Below are 20,253 nucleotides of genomic sequence, written 5' to 3' on the forward strand. Positions count from 1 at the left end.
AGATAAATTAAGAGAGGAGTAAAACATATGGAGTTATTTTCAGCATTGACGTCGGGTTCATACCCGACCATGCTTTATACAGTTTATGCGGAACAGACAAGTCGTTCTGCAAATTCAGTTACATATAGCGTTACATGTTGGGCTAGGTTAGATAACCAAACTTACGATTATTTTAACGCACTTGTTTATCCCAAGATTAATATAGGTGGTACTACTGCTTCTTTTGCTGCTTTAGGTAAATTCCCAAAAGGAGCAGGAGCTAAATTTAGCACAATCAGCGTAACTGTATCTGGAATATCAGCGGCAACATCTAGCTTGTCATACACATTCTCAGCAACGTCACAACTTGGTGGAACATCAAGTAGTACAACAGGTTATGTCGGAGGTAAATCAGGAACCGTACCTGTTTCCGTTTATGCTACGACTCCCTCATTAGGTGGCTCAGTTACCATTAGGGATGGTTCAACAGTGGTTTCTTCTTATTATAGAGAAAATCTTGGGACAGGCTCCTTTAATATTAGCTGGCCAAGCGCATCAGGGGCAAACGGAACTCTTGTTTATGAGCTAAAAAGAAGTATTAATGGTCAAAACTGGACCATCGTAAATAGTGCCATAAGTGGTACGTCTATTAATGATGCTCCAGGAGCAGGTGCAAACTCGGTTCGATATGCTGTGCTGGCAAAGAACCGTGTAGGAACAGACGAAATGATGTCTGGGTTTATTTACTCTCCAACAGTAAATAAAAATGAATTAAAATCACCGTCATTAACTTCTAGTGCTAATGTTACTTACAATACAAGAACCTTTGTTGTAACACTTGGAGCTGCTTCTGACAATTTGGGTTCTTCAATAAGTTACACCATTAGTGGGATATCAAGTAAATACACAACTATTAATGGAACTACTAGTGTTTCTCCAGGGAACATTACAATCAATGCAAACAATGGTACGGGCGGTACTTATATGACGCTAGACAATCTAAAGGCCGCAGCACTAAATGGGGCTGCCCATTCAGATACTAACCCCTACAAAGGAACCATTGATTTACAGGTAACTGCTACAAATGGTAAAGGTTCATCGAGAACTGAAACAGTAGCTATTCCACTTGATTTAGGAATAGACGCTCCTGTAAATGGAACTCCTAGTGTATCTATAGCAGCCACTTCTTACTACTCAATAAATTCAGTAAACTATATCTTCCCTGAATATAAACCACTTTCACTTTCGATTGCCGGCTCAATTAAGGACATGCTTGGCCGAAATTGTAGCTATGACATAATAATGGTAGAAGGAGAAGCATTATGGGTTCTTAAAAATACAGGTATTGTTACTGCCGCAACTACAGCAACTCTCAACCACACTGAAGTCGGTTTATTAACTAGTAAGAAAAATGTTTCCTTCTTTATAGAAGCTAAAACAATAGGTAACGCATCGAAACTTTCTGCAAAAACCCAAAAAGTAGATCTTCACTACTACAAAAAACCAAGTGTTACTTCAAGTGAACTATCTCGTATAGTTGGTAAAGCAACCTTCAAAGTTAGTATTACTCCTAATACTTCATTAGCAGGAGCTACAAACACCTCAACAATGCCATCAGGATATACAAAGGGAACTTCAACTATAACTTCGGGAACAGAGTCTTACACAGTAACAAGTAGTACAACTCTTGCTGATTCGTATACTGCGACAATTTCTGTTGTAGTTCGTGATTCAATAGGTTACATATTAAATGGTTCAAATGATGTTACCCTAAAAGTTACTATTCCTACATTTACACCTGCATTATCTATTCGCGAGCGAGGAGTAGGGATTAATGGTTTTGCAGGAACTACCGAAAAACTTTATGTTGGTGGTAATGTGAAACTTACTGGTAACTTAATTGTCGGTGGAATAATCGACATGGGTAATACGAATATCGAAAACGTAAACCACATTACAATCACTGATCCAGGTGGTGGAGAAGGATTAGAATGGAAAGATCCTACAAACAACTGGAAGATTGTAGTTGCTCCAGACAACCTTGCAAATTCAACAGGTGACTTGCAGTTCGCGCGAAATGGTGCAAGAAGAGCAACGGTAAGAGCCAATGGTGAGGTTGCATCAGTAGGTGGTTTTGCTACAAGCAACCCTGGTAATACTGCAGCAACAATTTCATTAAACTTCCTTAACAATATCGCAAGACTTCGTACTGGCGGAACAGGTGCTGGTGCAGATAATGGGCTTGAAATACATGGAACAGGTGATGTTGTTAGATGGAAAGTAGACGGCGCTGGTAACGTATCAAACTATGGAGACCTAAGAATATACAACGGTAAGCAGATTCAATTTATGAATAGCTCAGGTATGGCAATGGACGGATACGGGAACATAAAACCTAGGGATCCTGCAAGTCATGGATCGACTGCAAACTGGTGGGTTTCAGATGTGAATGGTACCCAAGTAATCAGGGTTAACACGGGTAGTGCAGGTGGTTATGCAGAAATCATAAGTAGACCATTCACGCAGGTTACAGCATTCACAAATGGATGGGCTCAGTATGGTGGATTCGGAGGAGTTGCCTATACAAAAGATGCAGCAGGATTTGTTGTACTGCAAGGATTGTTAAGAGGTAATAGCGGTACGAGCGGGTCTGCATTCCAATTACCTGCTGGATTTAGACCAAACACAACACTTATTTTTAATGCTATTAATGGTGTTAATGGTAGTTCTCGTCTTGACATAAATGCAGATGGAACCGTTGTGATGCAAGGTGGCGCTCCTGATTTCTGTTCTCTAAATGGAGTTAGGTTCCTAGCTAGACAATAAAGGAGGTTTGTTATGGAAAGTTTAGAAAATATTGAAGTCGTAGGTGAGGTAGGAATTACAAAAGAACCTATTATAGAAGAACCTGTTAATAATTTTCCGTTTACTCCTATAAATGTAGGATTACCATGTTGGGAAGTAGATGAGGAAGGTTATGTGATTGAGCACTACTTAATGTCAGAGGACAAAATAGAAAAAGCTTTATCTGAAGGACGAAGAATTATTAAGTTTTGCTGGAAAGAAAGTTATTACAAACCCCGATTTGATGAAACTTTAAATGAGTGGGTTGAGGGTGCAGATATGGAAGTTGTTTTAAAAGATGTTAAGGCAGTTAAATTCAATCAACTAAATGATGCATGCAATAAAGATATCTTAGGCTACTTTGATGCTTCTGTTGGTTCAGAGACATATACATTCTCTTTTGATACAGAAGCACAGTCTAATTTCATTGGTAGCTTAGCATTATTTAATGAAGGTCTTATGACAGAAGTTGAGTGGACTGCATGGAAAGATGATACACCCCATAGAGTTACTTTAAATAGAGAGCAGTTTATGAGTGTTGCATTTGTAGCGTATCAAGAAAAGGATGCGAAAATATCTAAACTAAGAAATGTACTTCAGCCACGAATAGAGGCATGTACAACTATTGAAGAAGTAAATGCTATTCAGTGGGACGAAAAACCAACACAACTAGCTTGATATTTTAATAAGTAGTCCTTATGATTTGTTCAGAAAATAATATGTTCCAAATATTCAATAGGAGGAAAGACAAAATGAATCAACAAGGGAATACAACAAATTTAGATGTAAATCTACTAATAAAAGAATATGAATCAACAATTACTACGTTAATCAGTGAAAATGTTAAATACAAAACACTTCTAAAACAAAAAGCTATCGAAGAACAGCAGCTTCAGGAAGAAATGATGCGACATGCAGCACCCCCTGCGCCACCTGCGGTTCCGACAAAAGAAATAGTAGAAGCTGAAGTCGTAGCATAACAATAACTTATATATTGACTGGTCATATACGAATGGTTACGTTCATGAGGGAGCAATAGCTCCCTCTTATTATATTTTGGAGGTGTTTCTGAATGACACAGCTACGAATCCGAATTCGTTCTATTACAACAGACGAAAAATCCCCCTGGGTTTATATTCAAGAAGAGACCAGAAAGGAAACTCCAAAAGCAAATGCATTCCAAGTGAAAGCGGAACCTGTTATGAAACGAACGACTAAGACAAATCAATATGGACATTTTCATTACAGCGAAATGCAATATGGAAGAATTGAATCAATTTTAGCTTCTGCTTTAGAGATAAGTAAATCTCCTATGAGAATAAGAAACGAAAAAGGAGAATGGATTTATATTCAACAAACAACCATCGATAATGCTTGTCCTGCTATTCGGATACGAAATCGATATAGTGAACAGGCAGGTCCTTGGGTTTATATCCAACATAAGGAGGTGTAGATATGGAATATTTGAATAATTATTTATCTGTTCTACCTAATTATGATCGTAAAGAAGTAGAGCAGCTATTACAAGAAAATATGGATTTGTTTGATGTAAAAGTCATAACCAAAGAAGAGTTCGAAGCACTTATTCAACAACTTGCAAATAGAAAAGAAAAGGTTACGACTCTTACGACAACGGGTGAAAAAGTCGATGCCGAACATTTTAACCAAATTCACTCGAATGTAGCTCTGGATTTAAAGAGACTTTATAACTCACATCTTATTATTGAGAAAGTAATTGCGAATTACGACAGAATTCTTCGAGGAACATTAGATGATGTAAAAAGAGAAGTGGACTCACTTTCTACTCGTGTTGAGGAATTAAACCTCAAAGCAAAAGGAGAAGATGGTTTAGTCGTAAAGACATACGGTTTTGAAGAAAAAGAAAAGAGTTTGTACATGGAAACAGATCATGATCAATATGCACATTTATTCTTAGACCGCGACGGTAAATCTTTACAAAGCGCATCATTGAATCGTAGTTTTCATCAACACTATTTAGCACTACCTATCAGAGAAGTGGAGAACACAATGCAAAATTCAAATGGGGCGACAACTGCAAAGATTGAAGTTATGTATCAAGCACCAAATAGCATTTCAGATAAAAACCATCCATTGGAACATGCAATAGATGATTCACTTGAAACGTATTGGGCGCAAGCAGTTAAAACGAATGCACCTGCTTATACGGAAATAAAAAAACTATAGAAAGGAGGAAAGAGAATGCCTACTCCCATTTATATTGAACAACATTATTCATTATCCGTATCTGAATTTGAAGGACTATGGGAAATGACATTTATGCACCCATACAATCGACAAGAGCATTTTAGTATCTATCTAGTTGCTCCTAATAGTGATTATGAACATGCTGAGTTTGATGATCGCCCGATTGTAGAAGCTGGACCAAGATTAACGGAAGTATTAAAACGATTACTTTATAAAATCGAATACTATCCTTATTCTTGGGACTTCGCGGGAAAGAAAATTGTTTCATATGGGTATGATTTTGAAACAGACTTTACAGGTACTAGTTTGACCTATATTGATTTAACGGAAATCGCCCTTAAAGAAGTAAATGAGTTTTATAATTTCTTCTCTGCGTTAGAAACAGATGTAGTAGATGAAACAGAAAAAGTCAGCGGAAAAGGTGTTATGGCCAAGCTAAAAATCACGTTAGACAAGCCTAAAACCGTAAATCATTTGTTCATTGATTTCTTTACAGAGTATCCAATCGAGTTACTCTCATTGATGTATCAAGTTGACCAAAATGAAGAATCGACTACTTACGAAATTCCTCTTTCAAGAGCAGTTCAAACAAATGGATCGATCTATCTTCATTTCTCTCCTGTATTTGCAAAGACATTCTATTTAATCATTAAACAAGAGTCTTATACATTACTAGACCAATCAAAGAAGGAAGAAGAAGTAATGAAAGCAGAGTTATGGGATCAAGCTTCAACAAGAAGCCAATCTATTTATGAGTCTGCAGTTGGAGAATATGTAGACCAATTATTTTCTTCTAAATCTGGTATTCAGCTGCATCAAGAAATCTTAGATAGTTACCAAAACATTAATGTAAGTCACTCATCTATTTCATCGGACCCTATGAATTTATACCGTAGTGATTTTGAACAAGCCAAAAGATCTTTAGATAGCCAACAACGATAGAAAGGAGGATTTAGATGGTTAACAGTTTTGAAAGTGCAAGTAAACCAAAAACAACTTTACTACAAAGTCAAAGTACTACAAGTAGTACAACACCTGGACCGCTTCCTCCAGTCGTAGAAGGAATTGGTTCAAGTAATCGTACAAATAGTTCAACAGAATATGTTTACCAATATGGAATAAAGAACCTTCAATTAAATCATTCTTTGTATGAACAAGCTGGAATTTTTGTTACAAAACCAATTGAAGTAGAGGGGAATATTGTAGAGGTTTCATTATCTACCTTTGAAGACCATCCGCTGTTTAATGAGCTAAATGGGATGGCAACAGATCGAGTCACTTCTATTGAATACTACATCTCATTAGAAGAAAATCCTTCACTTAATGATTGGGTTTCAATCCTTCCTGAAGGTACAAGGAATGTGAAGTGTGAAAAGCTATTCTTCCGTGGCTCAAGTGCGGGACTTCGATTCCATGCAGACATTAGTGATGAAGATAATACAAGAGTATACCGCAATAATATTTTAATGAATAGGAGTGACTGGTACTTTACAGAAAGAGGAGCTGCTATTCAGTTGGCTGTGCCTCATGATAATAGTTCAATTTACACTATTGATTATGTACCAAACGCAAACTTATTTGACCCTTGGACAGTTAAGGTAGGAGATCGATTTTCTAAAAGGGTTCGTAAAGTGGAGTCTTTCCCAAATGGAACTGATTATAACAATACAATTAAGCTGTCTAAGTATCCATATGTTGATTATAAACAAGTGAACAGTGAAGAGAGTTATGATCCGAATACAAGTGATTACAGACCAATTGATGTATTTCTAACGAATGGTTCAATTGTAGTAGAAGGGGGAAAGACACAAAAAGAGTTCTTCCCAATCTCTTATTCAAGCAAAAATGAATTTACAACAAAAAACCGTACAGATTATAAAACTAACAAAGATGTGTTTTTAAATAAGTATAGCATTGTTCCGGATTCTGTTTACAATACATTTGAGTATAAGCAAGAGAAGAATAAACTCATTTTCACAGAAAGCTTTAATCGATCGGATCTTTATTATAATGAAGCAACAAATCATGGTAATGCTACAGTGGTTGTACACTACGATTACTTAGTGACAAACTTTCGATTAAAAGTTATTTTGCGTAAAAACGTTGGTGATGAACTAGTAGTAACGCCAATGGTCGATAGTTACCAATTAAAATTTAAAGTCATGAAGTAGGGAGGTGCAAGAATGAATGCCCCTGTTATTGAATCTAAAATATTAGAGAAACAAAGAGAATATCTTTTGGAGCAAGCGAAAATACGATTAAATAGTTCTGCTACAAAAGAAGAAGTATCTCAATTAGCAGATGAAATCTTTTACCGGTATCAATCTTGTATAGGTAAGCCTTTATTCCAGGCACGTAAAGTTGTGTATGGAGAACTACCTTTTCTTGAGGATTACTATGATAACAACAAGGAAATGGAGAAAGACTTAGGTATTTTATTCTCAGAACTAAATACCATTGCTACATACCTGGTAGATTATTTTAATTATTCTCAGAGTGAGAAAGATAGAATCTTATCTATCGTGCGCAGTATTAATGGGGTCGTATCAGACCTTCAAATGTTAACTGAAGAAACAACCCCTAACACGGTTTATTTAAAAGAATCGTTTACGAATTACGATAATGTGGATCCTGCTTTAACTCCAGTAGAGAACAGAAGCATGATTCATACACAAGAAGGTGTATTAACACTGCGTCGTACAAATGCTTTAAATAGAAGCATAGGAAGTAAAGTTCGAGCTATTCAAGGTAATGGAATTGCAGGAACTTATTTTCTATCTCGTAAAGTTCAATCAGATTCAGATTTCGAAAATTACCAGTATGTTTCTTCTCAAATTAAGAATGATGATCCGAAAGCATTAATCGATGGAAACCCGGATACTGTATTTGAATTTGAAATGGTAAACATCCCAGAAAGTTATAAGAAACAATCATTCTATTACGACGTTGAATGGGCAAAGGGAAAGGAACATGGTGACTTACTACGTGTAAAGATTGTTGTTCAATTACCTAAGAACGAGACAATCAACTGGATTAATTTAAATCCTTATCATGCTGCAGGTAGCCCAGGTACAGTTAATGTATATTCTATTCGAACATCTAATGACGGTATTGAATACCAAGGTCTTTTCGAAAAAGACCAATTTGTATTAAACCAAGAAATCAATAAAACACCTCAAAGCTATCGAGCCGAGGATTTATTTGATGGTAGTGAAAACTTTGCTAAAACAAAATTTTCTGGCCAAGGTGTTTGGAGCTTCCCATCAAGAGAAGCAAAATATATTGAATTCGTACTAGAACAACCAAATTCTTATAAAGAATTATTAGGACAAGAAGCATTCTATAGAAGAAAAAAAGATTCTACTTCATTTACACGTATTCGCATACAGGAGGTGCCAAGTAATATTGTTGATGAAAAATACGGCATCCATACTATTAATAGCGACTATGAGATTAAAAAGGTATTAGAAGCTGTTGAAGGTTGGCGTTACGCTATAGGAGTTCGAGACATCGACATTATGAGTTTCGAATTCGCTGAAACGAGTGAATATATTAGCAAACCATTTCTACTTGAAGATGGTATTAAGAAAGTACTTCTATATGCAAATGAAAAAGTTCCTGCTAGATACAAAGAGAAGGTAAGTGAATCCAATGATTGGATTCAATACTTTGTTTCTTTCGATGATATAGACTGGCATAGAATTTCCCCACAACATCAGCACCCAGTAAACGATAAGTTCCCTGCAAAGGTGCTTTCAGTTAATGATAACGAATCTGATATTGAAAATGCGTTTGCTCTTTACAAACAAAACCTTCAATTAAAAGAACTTCCAAAGCAAGTAAGGTTAAAAATCATTATGAAGAGACCGGAGAAAACAACAGAAGATGAAATACCTCTTCTTCATACAACACCACTCGTTGAAGACTTTGCTTTAAAAATTCTTACCGAACAGAAAGGGGTGTAGGGGATGTCTATCAATATTCGTCAAAAACGTTTTACTGTAGCGGTAAACCAAATCCTTCAAGAAGAACTGAGAAAGGGAAATCTTCCTACATCCAAGGAATTCGCTTCTCGTTTAAATAAACTATTAAGAGATCAAGAATTAGGTGCTCCTGAGTATACATTTAAGCGTATTCGTAATGGTGAATTAGCTGAGTCTGATTTTTTTAATGAAGTTGTTGAAAGAATTCAAAAAGATTTGATGATTCTTTACGAAAATACAATTGCTGTTCATAACCAGCTAAAGGGAAAGTTTCATTGGTTTGAAGTAGAAAAGAATCGATTAGAGTATGAAGCTAGAAGATTAGAATCGGAATTAAAAGAGAAAATTTTGCTATATGGAAAGACAGGTTACTTAGCTAGTATCTTTGATACATTTGATGACCTATCTAAAATTGATTCAGAAGACAATGTATCTATCGATATAAAAAATCATCAAATCACACTTAAAAAACAGGAGAATACCTCATTTTTAATTAATCCTGCTAGTGAAATTAAGTTCGTTATGCCAAAGAGTTCTGTAAGTACATTTAAGAAGATTCCCATTTCAGGGAAGATTGAACAAGCATTAAATGTAAATACAAATGAAACGTTCCAAGAAGTATGGTTGTCTAAAATGGAAGGGCCAGCTGATGGATATATAGATATCAAATTTAATGATAAACAGGTATTGAATCGAATTGATTTAAGCCTACATACAATTAAAAGTGCTACTGTGTATATTGAATTCACGCTAGATGAACTGAATTATTTCCATTTACCATATTATCCAGATGGTAAGCAGACGGGGAATAATGTATCTTTTTATTTCCCGACAACAGAAATGAAGAATATGCGAATTTGGATTCGCAAACAGGAAAGTGATAAAGAAATTGTCCATCCTGAAGGTTATTCATATCAGTACTTGTTTGGAGTTAAAAAAATTCAATTTTTCCAATTAAGTTATCCAGAAAGAGGAGAGGTTGTTACAAAATTTCTTACGCCAAAAACAGATGAGACATTCTCTATTGGGAAAGTATCATTGGTTACAGAAGAAGAGATTCCGGACGGTACGGATATCGAGTACTTTGTACGAGTAGATGATAGGGAAGAGAGCTGGAAACAGATTTCTCCTGTTAACAGGGATACTGCACAAGCACCTAACCTAATTGATTTTAAATATGTTGTTCATGCTAGTCCAACAAACTTGGGCATTCGAAAGAATATCGGTGGCCAAGAATCTGAAATTATTGAACTGCAAGCAAATGGAGTCGCATTCTACTCATTAGGTTCTATTGAGAAGCGTAAAATCGTTCCGCGAACAGAGCGTTTGTATATGGGGAAAGATGCTTGGAGTGTTCAGAAGACAGTCGAGAATTTTGGTGAAACCCATATCCCTTCTCTCGATGATTGGAAGAAGCCATCAAATGATATCGTTCGAAATGTAATACCAATCCAGGAAGGGAATCGAGGACTGATTCTACAAGATGAACAATTCACACAACATACGCAACTGTATTATGGAATGGGTATTTTCTATGAAGGAAAAGAACAAGTACTTTCTACAATCCCATCATCTACAGAACCGATTGCCATCTTCTTAAATGGAGAAAAGTTATTTGAAGGAATCCCTTCTTCTCAAACTAATGTAAACTACAAATTTAAACAGGGATGGAATGATCTAACTGTGTTGGTGTATGTACAGAATTTGAATAAGGACTGTACGATTGATTTAGGATTTGATCCGATTCGTGTAAGTACTCATTGTTATTCTTCAAGTCAGTTCCTGGAAAAGGTATCCGTATTCGACTTACGATATAACACAAAGAACAACGATTGGTCTAAGTACGCTCTTTATGAGAAAGATGGAAAGGTTTATATTGTGGTTAATCATTCACTACCGGGTGTAACATATGATTTTTACTATGACTATGTGGATGAAGTAGAGCACCGAAATATTCAATTAAAAATCGTTATGAAACAATTCTCAGTAGGGCAGTATACAACACCTGTATTACGTCGATATACATTACAATTTAGTTAGTGAAGAGTTATCAATGGGTAAAGAAATGCTAAGACATACTTGTTACAAGTCTTAGAATAAAATAGGTAAGTACTGTCCCAATTAGAAATGACAAAACGTATGTGTTGGTAATTTACACAACCGTATTAAAGAGAAATACCTATCTAAAGCTTAAATAAATGAAAGGGATGGCAAAGAGATGAAAATAGAAAAGAAATATAAACCTTCTTTCCATAAAGCCAATGCTCGTTACCGTGGTGTTACTGAGCTTTCCCAATATACGAATTTTGTTCTTGAATCTGCCCACGACCTTTTATTATTAGGAAACATTACAGAAGGAAATGAAGCAACACATAAAGATGGACACAAAAAAGAAATGCACAATAATTTCATTTCTATCATGACAGGTGATCGGGAAGTAGGGAAGTCGAGTTTATTTACGGCTTCCACACTTCAAAAAATTGATTACTCACGAACAGTTCCTATTCCTGAATTAGATAGTTGGAGCCCTTTAAATGGCTGTACAAAAACAGCAGTGAGTGACGCAATTAAGCTCTCTTCAAATGGATTGCTAGATCCAGTAGGAATGTTTAGTACTCTTTATGTAGAACCAGGAGACAAGCTTTATATTCGAATGAAGGTAAGAAGTACAGGTGGTGCTTCAGACTTTTCCTTTGGTTCGAACAATATGCGTATGGGACCAGATAAGAATGGTGACACAAGGAAGGTTCCTTTAGCGAAAAGTAATGAATTTATCACTATCGATTACGTGTTACGTTTCCAATATGCTGAATCGGTATCAATTAATATAAACGTTCATGAAAAACCGAAAGAGTTAAAGGCGGAAAATGTTGAAATAAAAGATCTTGAGATATATTACTTTAATGAAACACCAATTCAAGCTTCATCTATCGACATGGTTATTAAACCAAATGTTGATGAACTAGAAGAAAAAATTAATTCGATACGATAGGGAAGGTGAGTACATGCGCCCGATTACATTAAGAAATCCGAATCTAAACAAGGGGCCTAGCTCTTCTGAAGAGTTTAATAAACTACGTAATGACATCCAGACTGATATTACAAATTTGTTTGATATTGTTAATAGTCATGATGGCACAATCTCTGAAAATATGGATCATATTTTACGTGAAAATTACTTCTTACAAAACCGTCTAAAGAAGTTAGAAGGACGGGTATATGAGCTAGAAAAGGATTACCAAAATAACAGTGTAGACGGGGAGAGTATCCTAACTCGATCCTTCTATCATGCAAGCAATATTATTTCCTCAAATGCAAATAATCCCATTAATATAGATACACTTCACGGAATTGTTACCCCAGTTGTTGTTAGAGCTCATGATAAGATTGCTTATAAGAATGACTTAGGAGAATACATATTGCCTAGCAACCTAGAAGTAAGTGTATTTGAGTCCTCAGATGTAGAGCCAATTGATGAAGAAACAAAACAACGCAAGTTCTATGCAGTAGATTCTAGTGGTATTACTAAAGCATTTGATGGAGATAAGAACTCATTCTGGGTTCGTCAATCTGAATCAAACGAAAACAAATGCGTAACAGAAGTGTATGGATTAATTCATGTGAAAATTCCACAAAATATTTCTAATAACATTTATACAAACACAATTACTATTCATCCATCTCCGGAGTACTCTATGAGTATTCTTGATATTCAATATAAGAATCAAAATGGAGAGTGGAGGCGTATTGAAACTTACCCAATTAAAAAGGTAAACAATACAGAAATTCCAGAAGAGATTGTTGAATCTGGTAAGTTAGTATTCTCATTCCCAAGAAGACAAGTAACAGAACTACAAATTAAAGTAAAACAACCTTACTGGTTTAAGCATGATAACAAACGAATTTTTATGTATGGATTCCAAGACATCGTTGTTGAATACCGTGAATATTCCCAAGATACTGCGGAATTCACAACAAAGTTCTCTTTAGAAGGAACAGATCGTCGTTTTACAAATGTAAATACGCCAAAGGTAACAGTACCCGTTGGATGTCCATCATTTAATGATTACACTGTAAAACATGAATTGTACTTTGATGAAGGACTAACGGAGAAGTTTGATTTTTCAACAGATATTTTCCAACCAATTCAAACTGTATATGTAAAAACGCTTTTAAAAACAGCAGGGAATCAGGTACCAATCTTACGCGAGATTGAATTGCCTTACCGACATGAAGAATTAGAAGTGCTTTAAAAAGAGAAGGGAGCATAACCAAAATGGTGTGCTCCCTTCTCTTTTAATTTATTAAATGGTTCATCGTTTTCACCAACAAAAACAAATTTGTGATTTTTCCATACATCATCATAATAATTACATTCCCCAGAGATAAAAGGAGGAATATAATTACCGTGTTCTTGATTATATGTTATTGGATAATCATCAATTTTATAAGTAAAATACTACAAACAATATCCCTGTAACTAATGCCGCTCCAAAAAAACCTACTAACATTTTTCCATCAGTACCAGTAATAATTTCTTTTAGCTCTTCTTTTGCTTTTTGTTTATTTTCTCCACTTGAAAAGAGATATTTAATAAAATGGGTAATTATTAAGAATAAAGATACTATTATATCTATTACATCTATTATCATTACTTATGTACCTCCTTAATTTAAGATATCCCATAAATTATATCAGCTAGAATACTTTTAAAGTAAGAAAAATTTATATATTATACTGTCCTTAAATCAAGTTTTGAATTATCACTAGAATAAGCATTTTTCTCTTTTATTCTTAACTACACGAATTGTAGCATCAATGCTTCAATATGATTGTTTAGCATTTCAACAATATTTTTATTATAATTTTATTTAGTAAACGAAAAAGACAGCCTAAGATGGCTGTCTTTTTCGTTTAGGGAGGAATTTAAATAATTAGGTAAAGTAGATAGGATGAAACAAGTTCGAATTCACGGGAGATGTGAAAGTACAAACTTGCGGGGTAACTTACTTACTTAATAAAACCTTTTCATCATGAATATGCAACCTTGTATTGTCAAAATATTAGAAAGGGGGGATTAGAGTTATTTCCTAAGCCTTTATACATAATACGTATTTAGTTAGGTTAATATCAGAAAAATAAAATTATTAGGAAACCGCTGAGGGTAAAAGTATAGAAAATAGAGTTACTGTAAAACGATATACCAGAGGATACACGCTGAGTATAATAACAATATTTATAGAAAGGGGAATTTTATATAATTATAATTTAATATAAGATAATTAAAATGAATTAGGGGAAAAAGCTTTACATGCCATTAATTGAACGCCTAGCGAATATTTCATCAAGTAAGATAAATAAGGAAGTACATTTTATATACAATTATTTTTGTCGAATAAGATACACAATCAAGACATTTGATAGAGATTAAGTGTGAATAATGAGAAAGGTACTAACTTTTGGATGAAACTAATGTAATTGAAACGTTATGGAATGTACAAGTGCTGCAGAAACAAAGTGATTTGTAATGAATAACGAAGAGTCTTACAAAAAATTATATGAGAATGTATGTGCAGAGGGAATAGACAGTGTTTCCAAAGGAGGATTTATAAACATTCAATTCAATAAATGTAATAGAGGAATTATATTATGAAATCTAATACGATATTATTTAAGAAACTACTCTTATTATGTACAAGGTCTATATCAATTTTTAGTACCTACCCTGTGAAGGAAGATAGGGATTACAAGTCATACAAGAAATAAGAATTTATTGAAGTTGCACAGGAAGGAGAGGAAAAGTCGAATCCGTCTAAGGACGAAGAGGCTATCAAAAAAACTAAGAAGAAAAACAAGGTACAACGAGTGGAGGAATTTAAGAAAAAGGGTGAGGAAATTAATGACAAATATCCGCATTATAAAGATGTGAATGAAAATGTATTAACAGTATGATCAAATTAAAGTCGGAATTTCTTTCGACAAAGTCATAGAGGTAGCGGAAAATCCTAGATTCAGTGAGACAACTAAACTATTTTCTATTTTCGGATATTAGTTCATGGTGGAGAGGATTCGACGATTATAACGTTTGATTTTTATAGAAATGTAACGAAGAAAGAGCAAGATGGTGTTAAAAATACTGAGGTTAAAGATGAGAAGGCTAATAAAGAACAAGAAGGCCCTAATCCCAAGTCTGTTATGGAATCTAGCAATGTAATTCCAAATGATTATTGGGGGCATGGACATGAAAAAATAAAGGAGCTATTGCACGACTACGATTAAATTATTGATAATAAGGCACGTATAATACACCTGCTACACAAAAGAGAGAAGAACAAGAAATACAACTTAGAGGCGAAGGAAAGGAATTAATTGACTACAATCAAGAGGAATCATTTTACAAAGAGCAGCAACGCATATATGAAAAAATACAATATTGAGATGAAAAAAGAGTTTAATAAAGACAAAAGGTGCTTCAAAGTATGAGAAAACTGTTGAAGAACACTGATGAAAAATTCAAATTTTTTAACCAGCTGGTTTGTTTTACGAATAGTTCTAAGGTAACTAAACAATCGATTTGTATTATTTATTCAATAGGTTTGCTTTTTTTATATCATTAATCCTAAATAACCGCAAAAAACAAAAACGATAGCAATCTGAATATGTAATTTTGCATATTCACTAGTATCTCATTGTAGTACTCAACATAAATTGCCAAGTAATCAATAAATTATGCCTTTTGTATATAATTTTCGCAAAACCACTTTGACTCATTAATTACCATCATTATAAAATAATAAGAGGATATATCTTATTGGCAGTTATATGCTTAGGTATGTCCTTTTTATAATTATAAAGAAGAAATTCAAAAACAGTAAATAAGTGTAAGGAAAACGAAGCTGAAGCAGCAGGCAATGCCAACAATGTAGAAACTCAGGGAAATCTGTCTATTGCTGAAGAAAAGAATTATTAAAAGAAAAAGGAGATAAGTTTAAAATGAAAATTAATAAATCATTTAAGGGTATCGCAATAGCAGGGTTAAGTGTTAGTTTCATGCTAGTAGGTTGCACATTAAATACATATGGACTTACACAGTCAGAGTATAGAAAAGTAGATAAGTATTATGATGCAGATAAAATGGTATCTGACCTAAAGAAATTGCACTATAGTGATGAACACATTGAAAACCAACTAAGAAACGCATTGTCTAGAATTGAGTATGAAAAGGGAAGTCAGGAAGACGAATCAAGTAGTAAAGAAAGTAAATCAAATGTATCAGACACAGAAGGTGAAGAGAAGGTAAAGGTATCTGAAAAAGATTACCCTTATCGTTTGACTGAACTACACTTAGAATTCCAGTATCATTTAAAAAAACTAGAAAAGAAAACTGATGAATTATTTACAGAAAAGGGTGTCTACATAGGTGAGATAGATTCCTTAATTAGTCACATTAGTTTGGACATAAACCGTTTTGAAAAAATCAAACCACCTAAAAAGTATGAAGACTACCAATTCTTAATACAAGAAGGGGTAGAAGAGATTAGAAAACACCTAATAAAAGTAGAAGATGCAGTTAGACAGTATGATGACCGTAAGTATGATGGTGAATATGATAAGGATAAAGCAAAAGAAAGCATACAAAACGGTATGTTTGGGATAGATGATGGTGTTTCTAAATGGGAGACAGTATTTAATGGGATAAACGAGAAATACCCTGATGTAGAGCAAAAGGTAAAGGAAGAGAACCAGAAACATGCGAAAGAGGGGCATCGTGAGGAAGATTTAAATGACAAAGTTAGTGGTTCAGAAGTTGATAAATACAAAGCAGCCATCGTAGGAAATACAAATAAGATGGATGAAGTTATGAAACTGATACAAGATATAGGGCATTCAGATATAAAGGATTATGAGTCAAAGAAAAGTGAAATCCAATTGAGTTTGGATATGGCAAAAACACACGTAAGAGACATCAAATACCTTGAGGCACCTAAAGGGTTAGAAGTTGAACAAAAAAAGATAAAACAGGCAATGGATAATTACTGGGATGCTCTGCAATTACTTTCAGAAGCATTAGAAGAACAAAATGATAATAAGTTGGAACAGGCAGATAACAAAGCAGAACAGGCAATGAAACTATTTAAAAAAGCAACTGAGAGTATTAAAAGTAAAACGAACTAATCATGAAAATGGGCATATGGCGGTAGCCCTATTGCAAATTAACAAATAAAAAAAGATAAGATCGGAGTAAAATGTACCCTATAGAATAGACACTTGAAAAAAGTCTATTCTATAGGGTATTTCTTGTATAATAGAAGGAAAATTGGGATCGGAGAATGTTGGAAATGACAAAAAAAACTATTTACAGAAAGAGAAATTCAAATTCTATCAAATAACCTATACGTAAAATCTGTAAGTCAGAAAGGTATCACTTATACAGAGGAATTTAAGCATATTTTTATTGAGGAAGATGAAAAAGGAAAGCTACCTCGAAATATTTTTGAAGAATGTGGTTTTGATATAGATATGATTGGAATGAAACGAGTTATGTCATCGGGAAGTAGATGGCGTGCTGCTTATAGAAAAAATGGTGTATTGGGTTTAAGGGGTACACGTATCGAAAACGCTGGAAGAACTCTTAGGAGAGAGCTTACGTTAGAAGAAAAGTATGCCCGTTTAGAAGCCGAACGAAACTTACTAAAGGCGGAAAACGAATTGCTAAAAAAATCAAACTTATGGAAGGGAGGATGAGAAGGAAATAACACTACCACCTAGTCAGAAATTCATCTTGATTCGTTCTGTCATCATGAAATACAACTTAAGGAATATGGTCAGTCATTTGTGTAAAGTAGCTGGTGTATCCCGTTCGGGATACTATAATTACTTTTCAGTTTCATCTCAAGAACAACGGAAACAAAAGAGTGATCGAGATGAAATCTTGAAGGAAACCATATTAAAAGCACTTCGATTTAGAAATAGAAAGAAGGGGGCTCGTCAGATAAAGATGACATTGGCGGGTCAGTTTCAAGGTGTCTACAATTTAAAGCGTATCCGTAGAATTATGAAGAAATACGAGATTTTTTGTCCGGTTCGCAAAGCGAATCCTTATAAAAGAATGCTTAAAGCTACAAAAGAACATCGAATAGTACCGAATCAATTAAATCGGGAATTTAAACAAAACACCCCAGGGAAAACACTTCTTACAGATATCACCTATTTAGTTTACGGTAAGAATCAAAGGGCCTATTTATCTACAATTTTAGACGGCTCAACTAATGAAATTTTAGCTTACCATGTTTCAGAACAGATGACATTAGAGCTCGTAACGACAACTCTCCATAAACTAAAAAGGAATCCGCGGATTCGATTGACTGAAGGTGCTTATATTCATTCAGATCAAGGATCCGACTACACAAGCCCTACCTATCAAAAGCTAAACCTTGGACAATCCATGTCAAGAAGAGGTAACTGTTGGGATATCGCCCCACAAGAATCGTTTTTTGGTCATCTGAAAGATGAAGCTCATATAAAACCTTGCGCGTCCTTTAATGAATTGAAACAAGAGATTAAGAAATATATGACGTATTATAATCATTATAGATATCAATGGAATTTAAAAAAGATGACTCCTGTTGGATACAGAAATCATCTTCTTGATGTTGCCTAACTTTTTTCAAAATGTCCTTTACAAAGGGTACAGATTATTAAAGATTCCATCTTTTCTTTTGCATAAAGAGTACCAATCAGGTTTATTTACAACGAAAAATAAGATTTTTAGAGAATAGCTTAGAAAAAAATTGTGGAGGTTCAAACAAATGTGGTCACAATTGTTTAAACCTTTAAAGTAAAAAAGTTTTATGAATTTTTCGTGAGATCACAAGCTTTAAATGTTGTAATTTATTTACTTATTTCTCCAATTGGATATATTTCTCTAATTGGATGGAAGTTTAGAATACAGAATCAAAACATAATAGGCTGTTATCGATGAGTTTATCGTAAAGTTGTTATTTAATGTGTCATCAAATAACATTTATATACAATAATACATAAAGAAAAGGAGATATTTATGAAAAAATATAGAGTAATAGACACAACTTAAATAGTATGAATAGTTTAGATTGTAAAAACATGGAGAAGAAAACAAAAAAACTTAAGAGTGATAAGGAAAAATGAGGGAGATAATATGGGGAATAATTCAAAACATAAAACTAGAAAAATACTTGCGGCCACTGCTACAGTAACTATGCTTGCGACTGGAATGATTTCTTCATCGGATGTCTTTGCGGAGCAAAAGGAGCAGCAAAAAAATTTATCGACATCACTGCAAAGTGAAAAGTCAGTTAAATCAGAAAATAGAGCATTTACGGTCCCAGGAAAAGGGGATGTTGAGGTACTGAAACAACAGGAAAGAAAAAATATGGCATTTAGTCCATATGAACCAACTGGTTTATATGCAAAGCCAAATGAACAAATAACGATTAATGTAGAAGGTAATCAAGATATTCAGGTATATATTGGAACGTATTCGTATGATGCTTCTTGGAGAGAAGATTCTAAGATAAAATCATTCACATTAAAACCTGGTATAAACACAATCCAATCTCCAAATGGGGGGATGATATATTTTTATAATAAACAACAAGGTGGTACCATTCGAACAACAATCACAGCAGGGGGAACGACTACGCCTTTCTTTGAATTAGGAAAGCATACGAAACAAGATTTAATAAACATGCTGGACCAATATCCTAATGCACATGCAGTGGAGTTAAAAGGAGAACGTGTATTAATTACAGCCAGCCCTGCACGTGTTAAGAAATATTTGTTGGGTTCTAATACAGATCCTGTACAACTATTGAAAAAGATGGATGAAGCTACTCGAATTCAAGACAAAGTAGCTGGATTATCCGAAGAACAAGTAGATAAACATTATATTCATTACGTAGAAGAAAATCATTCTCCCGATTATTATATGTATGCAACTTCTTATCGAACCGCATATGTAGGAGATGCAATCCAATACGTGTTAGATATTAATAAATTTATAACAGATGGCTGGGGCCCTTGGCATGAGGCAGGACATTTGAGACAACAATCGCCCTGGAAGTTTTATAATATGACAGAAGTACAAAATAATATATACAGCCTTTCTGTAGAAAAAGCATTTAATCAACCATCCAACTTAGAGAAAAGTGGAATTTATCCAAAAGCATTTCAATATCTAGAA

General features: G+C 34.4%; 14 protein-coding genes and 1 pseudogene. 14 read left to right on the plus strand and 1 reads right to left on the minus strand.

Annotated features, from left to right (window positions below; all coding sequences use genetic code 11):
- Window positions 1-27 precede the first annotated feature (27 nt).
- The 11 genes from DPQ31_RS12155 to DPQ31_RS12205 all read left to right on the plus strand — a co-directional run bounded on the left by DPQ31_RS12155 (window position 28) and on the right by DPQ31_RS12205 (window position 13,285).
- Complete coding sequence (locus DPQ31_RS12155; RefSeq protein ID WP_208731952.1) at window positions 28-2,805, plus strand: hypothetical protein; 2,778 nt, start codon at window positions 28-30, stop codon at window positions 2,803-2,805.
- Between the two features lie 12 nt (window positions 2,806-2,817).
- A complete protein-coding gene (locus tag DPQ31_RS12160; RefSeq protein ID WP_098657001.1) occupies window positions 2,818-3,501 on the plus strand; it encodes a DUF4376 domain-containing protein in 684 nt (227 codons plus the stop codon).
- 74 nt (window positions 3,502-3,575) lie between these two features.
- On the plus strand, window positions 3,576-3,803 hold the full coding sequence (locus DPQ31_RS12165) for a hypothetical protein (RefSeq protein WP_098000122.1): 228 nt from the start codon (window positions 3,576-3,578) through the stop codon (window positions 3,801-3,803).
- Window positions 3,804-3,895: 92 nt separating this feature from the next.
- Window positions 3,896-4,276 carry a hypothetical protein gene (locus DPQ31_RS12170; RefSeq protein ID WP_208731953.1) on the plus strand — a complete coding sequence of 127 codons (381 nt, stop codon included), beginning with the start codon at window positions 3,896-3,898 and terminating at the stop codon, window positions 4,274-4,276.
- Between the two features lie 2 nt (window positions 4,277-4,278).
- Window positions 4,279-5,028: a hypothetical protein gene (locus DPQ31_RS12175; protein ID WP_208731954.1), complete on the plus strand. Its 750-nt coding sequence runs from the start codon at window positions 4,279-4,281 to the stop codon at window positions 5,026-5,028.
- A gap of 15 nt (window positions 5,029-5,043) precedes the next feature.
- Complete coding sequence (locus DPQ31_RS12180) at window positions 5,044-5,991, plus strand: hypothetical protein (protein WP_208731955.1); 948 nt, start codon at window positions 5,044-5,046, stop codon at window positions 5,989-5,991.
- 14 nt (window positions 5,992-6,005) lie between these two features.
- Window positions 6,006-7,220 carry a hypothetical protein gene (locus DPQ31_RS12185; protein ID WP_208731956.1) on the plus strand — a complete coding sequence of 405 codons (1,215 nt, stop codon included), beginning with the start codon at window positions 6,006-6,008 and terminating at the stop codon, window positions 7,218-7,220.
- Between the two features lie 12 nt (window positions 7,221-7,232).
- Window positions 7,233-9,014, plus strand: coding sequence for a hypothetical protein (locus tag DPQ31_RS12190; RefSeq protein WP_208731957.1), 1,782 nt, complete (start codon window positions 7,233-7,235; stop codon window positions 9,012-9,014).
- Window positions 9,015-9,017: 3 nt separating this feature from the next.
- Complete coding sequence (locus tag DPQ31_RS12195) at window positions 9,018-11,072, plus strand: hypothetical protein (RefSeq protein ID WP_098657006.1); 2,055 nt, start codon at window positions 9,018-9,020, stop codon at window positions 11,070-11,072.
- Between the two features lie 178 nt (window positions 11,073-11,250).
- Window positions 11,251-12,024: a hypothetical protein gene (locus DPQ31_RS12200; RefSeq protein ID WP_208731958.1), complete on the plus strand. Its 774-nt coding sequence runs from the start codon at window positions 11,251-11,253 to the stop codon at window positions 12,022-12,024.
- Between the two features lie 13 nt (window positions 12,025-12,037).
- Window positions 12,038-13,285: a hypothetical protein gene (locus DPQ31_RS12205; protein ID WP_208731959.1), complete on the plus strand. Its 1,248-nt coding sequence runs from the start codon at window positions 12,038-12,040 to the stop codon at window positions 13,283-13,285.
- Between the two features lie 192 nt (window positions 13,286-13,477).
- On the opposite strand, the gene DPQ31_RS12210 is transcribed toward DPQ31_RS12205, so the two are convergent.
- Window positions 13,478-13,684, minus strand: a complete 207-nt coding sequence (locus DPQ31_RS12210; protein ID WP_098820914.1) for a hypothetical protein — start codon at window positions 13,682-13,684, stop codon at window positions 13,478-13,480.
- A 2,341-nt stretch (window positions 13,685-16,025) separates the two neighbouring features.
- On the opposite strand from DPQ31_RS12210, the gene DPQ31_RS12215 reads away from it, so the two are divergent.
- From DPQ31_RS12215 to DPQ31_RS12225, 3 genes and pseudogenes are all read left to right on the plus strand, one after another.
- Entirely contained in the window at window positions 16,026-17,207 is a 1,182-nt protein-coding gene (locus DPQ31_RS12215; RefSeq protein ID WP_098820913.1) for a DUF7018 domain-containing (lipo)protein, read from the plus strand.
- A gap of 155 nt (window positions 17,208-17,362) precedes the next feature.
- Window positions 17,363-18,693: pseudogene (locus tag DPQ31_RS12220) on the plus strand (IS3 family transposase).
- 516 nt (window positions 18,694-19,209) lie between these two features.
- Window positions 19,210-20,253: M60 family metallopeptidase (locus tag DPQ31_RS12225; protein ID WP_222615862.1), on the plus strand; the 1,044-nt coding region annotated here is incomplete at its 3' end.

It is taken from the genome of Bacillus sp. COPE52 (assembly GCF_003355115.1).
Classification (GTDB): Bacteria; Bacillota; Bacilli; order Bacillales; family Bacillaceae_G; genus Bacillus_A; species Bacillus_A toyonensis.

Coding starts and splice junctions, on each gene's coding strand:
- DPQ31_RS12155 (WP_208731952.1), top strand. CDS start 28: ATGGAGTTATTTTCAGCATTGACGTCGGGTTCATACCCGACCATGCTT.
- DPQ31_RS12160 (WP_098657001.1), top strand. CDS start 2,818: ATGGAAAGTTTAGAAAATATTGAAGTCGTAGGTGAGGTAGGAATTACA.
- DPQ31_RS12165 (WP_098000122.1), top strand. CDS start 3,576: ATGAATCAACAAGGGAATACAACAAATTTAGATGTAAATCTACTAATA.
- DPQ31_RS12170 (WP_208731953.1), top strand. CDS start 3,896: ATGACACAGCTACGAATCCGAATTCGTTCTATTACAACAGACGAAAAA.
- DPQ31_RS12175 (WP_208731954.1), top strand. CDS start 4,279: ATGGAATATTTGAATAATTATTTATCTGTTCTACCTAATTATGATCGT.
- DPQ31_RS12180 (WP_208731955.1), top strand. CDS start 5,044: ATGCCTACTCCCATTTATATTGAACAACATTATTCATTATCCGTATCT.
- DPQ31_RS12185 (WP_208731956.1), top strand. CDS start 6,006: ATGGTTAACAGTTTTGAAAGTGCAAGTAAACCAAAAACAACTTTACTA.
- DPQ31_RS12190 (WP_208731957.1), top strand. CDS start 7,233: ATGAATGCCCCTGTTATTGAATCTAAAATATTAGAGAAACAAAGAGAA.
- DPQ31_RS12195 (WP_098657006.1), top strand. CDS start 9,018: ATGTCTATCAATATTCGTCAAAAACGTTTTACTGTAGCGGTAAACCAA.
- DPQ31_RS12200 (WP_208731958.1), top strand. CDS start 11,251: ATGAAAATAGAAAAGAAATATAAACCTTCTTTCCATAAAGCCAATGCT.
- DPQ31_RS12205 (WP_208731959.1), top strand. CDS start 12,038: ATGCGCCCGATTACATTAAGAAATCCGAATCTAAACAAGGGGCCTAGC.
- DPQ31_RS12210 (WP_098820914.1), bottom strand. CDS start 13,684: ATGATAATAGATGTAATAGATATAATAGTATCTTTATTCTTAATAATT.
- DPQ31_RS12215 (WP_098820913.1), top strand. CDS start 16,026: ATGAAAATTAATAAATCATTTAAGGGTATCGCAATAGCAGGGTTAAGT.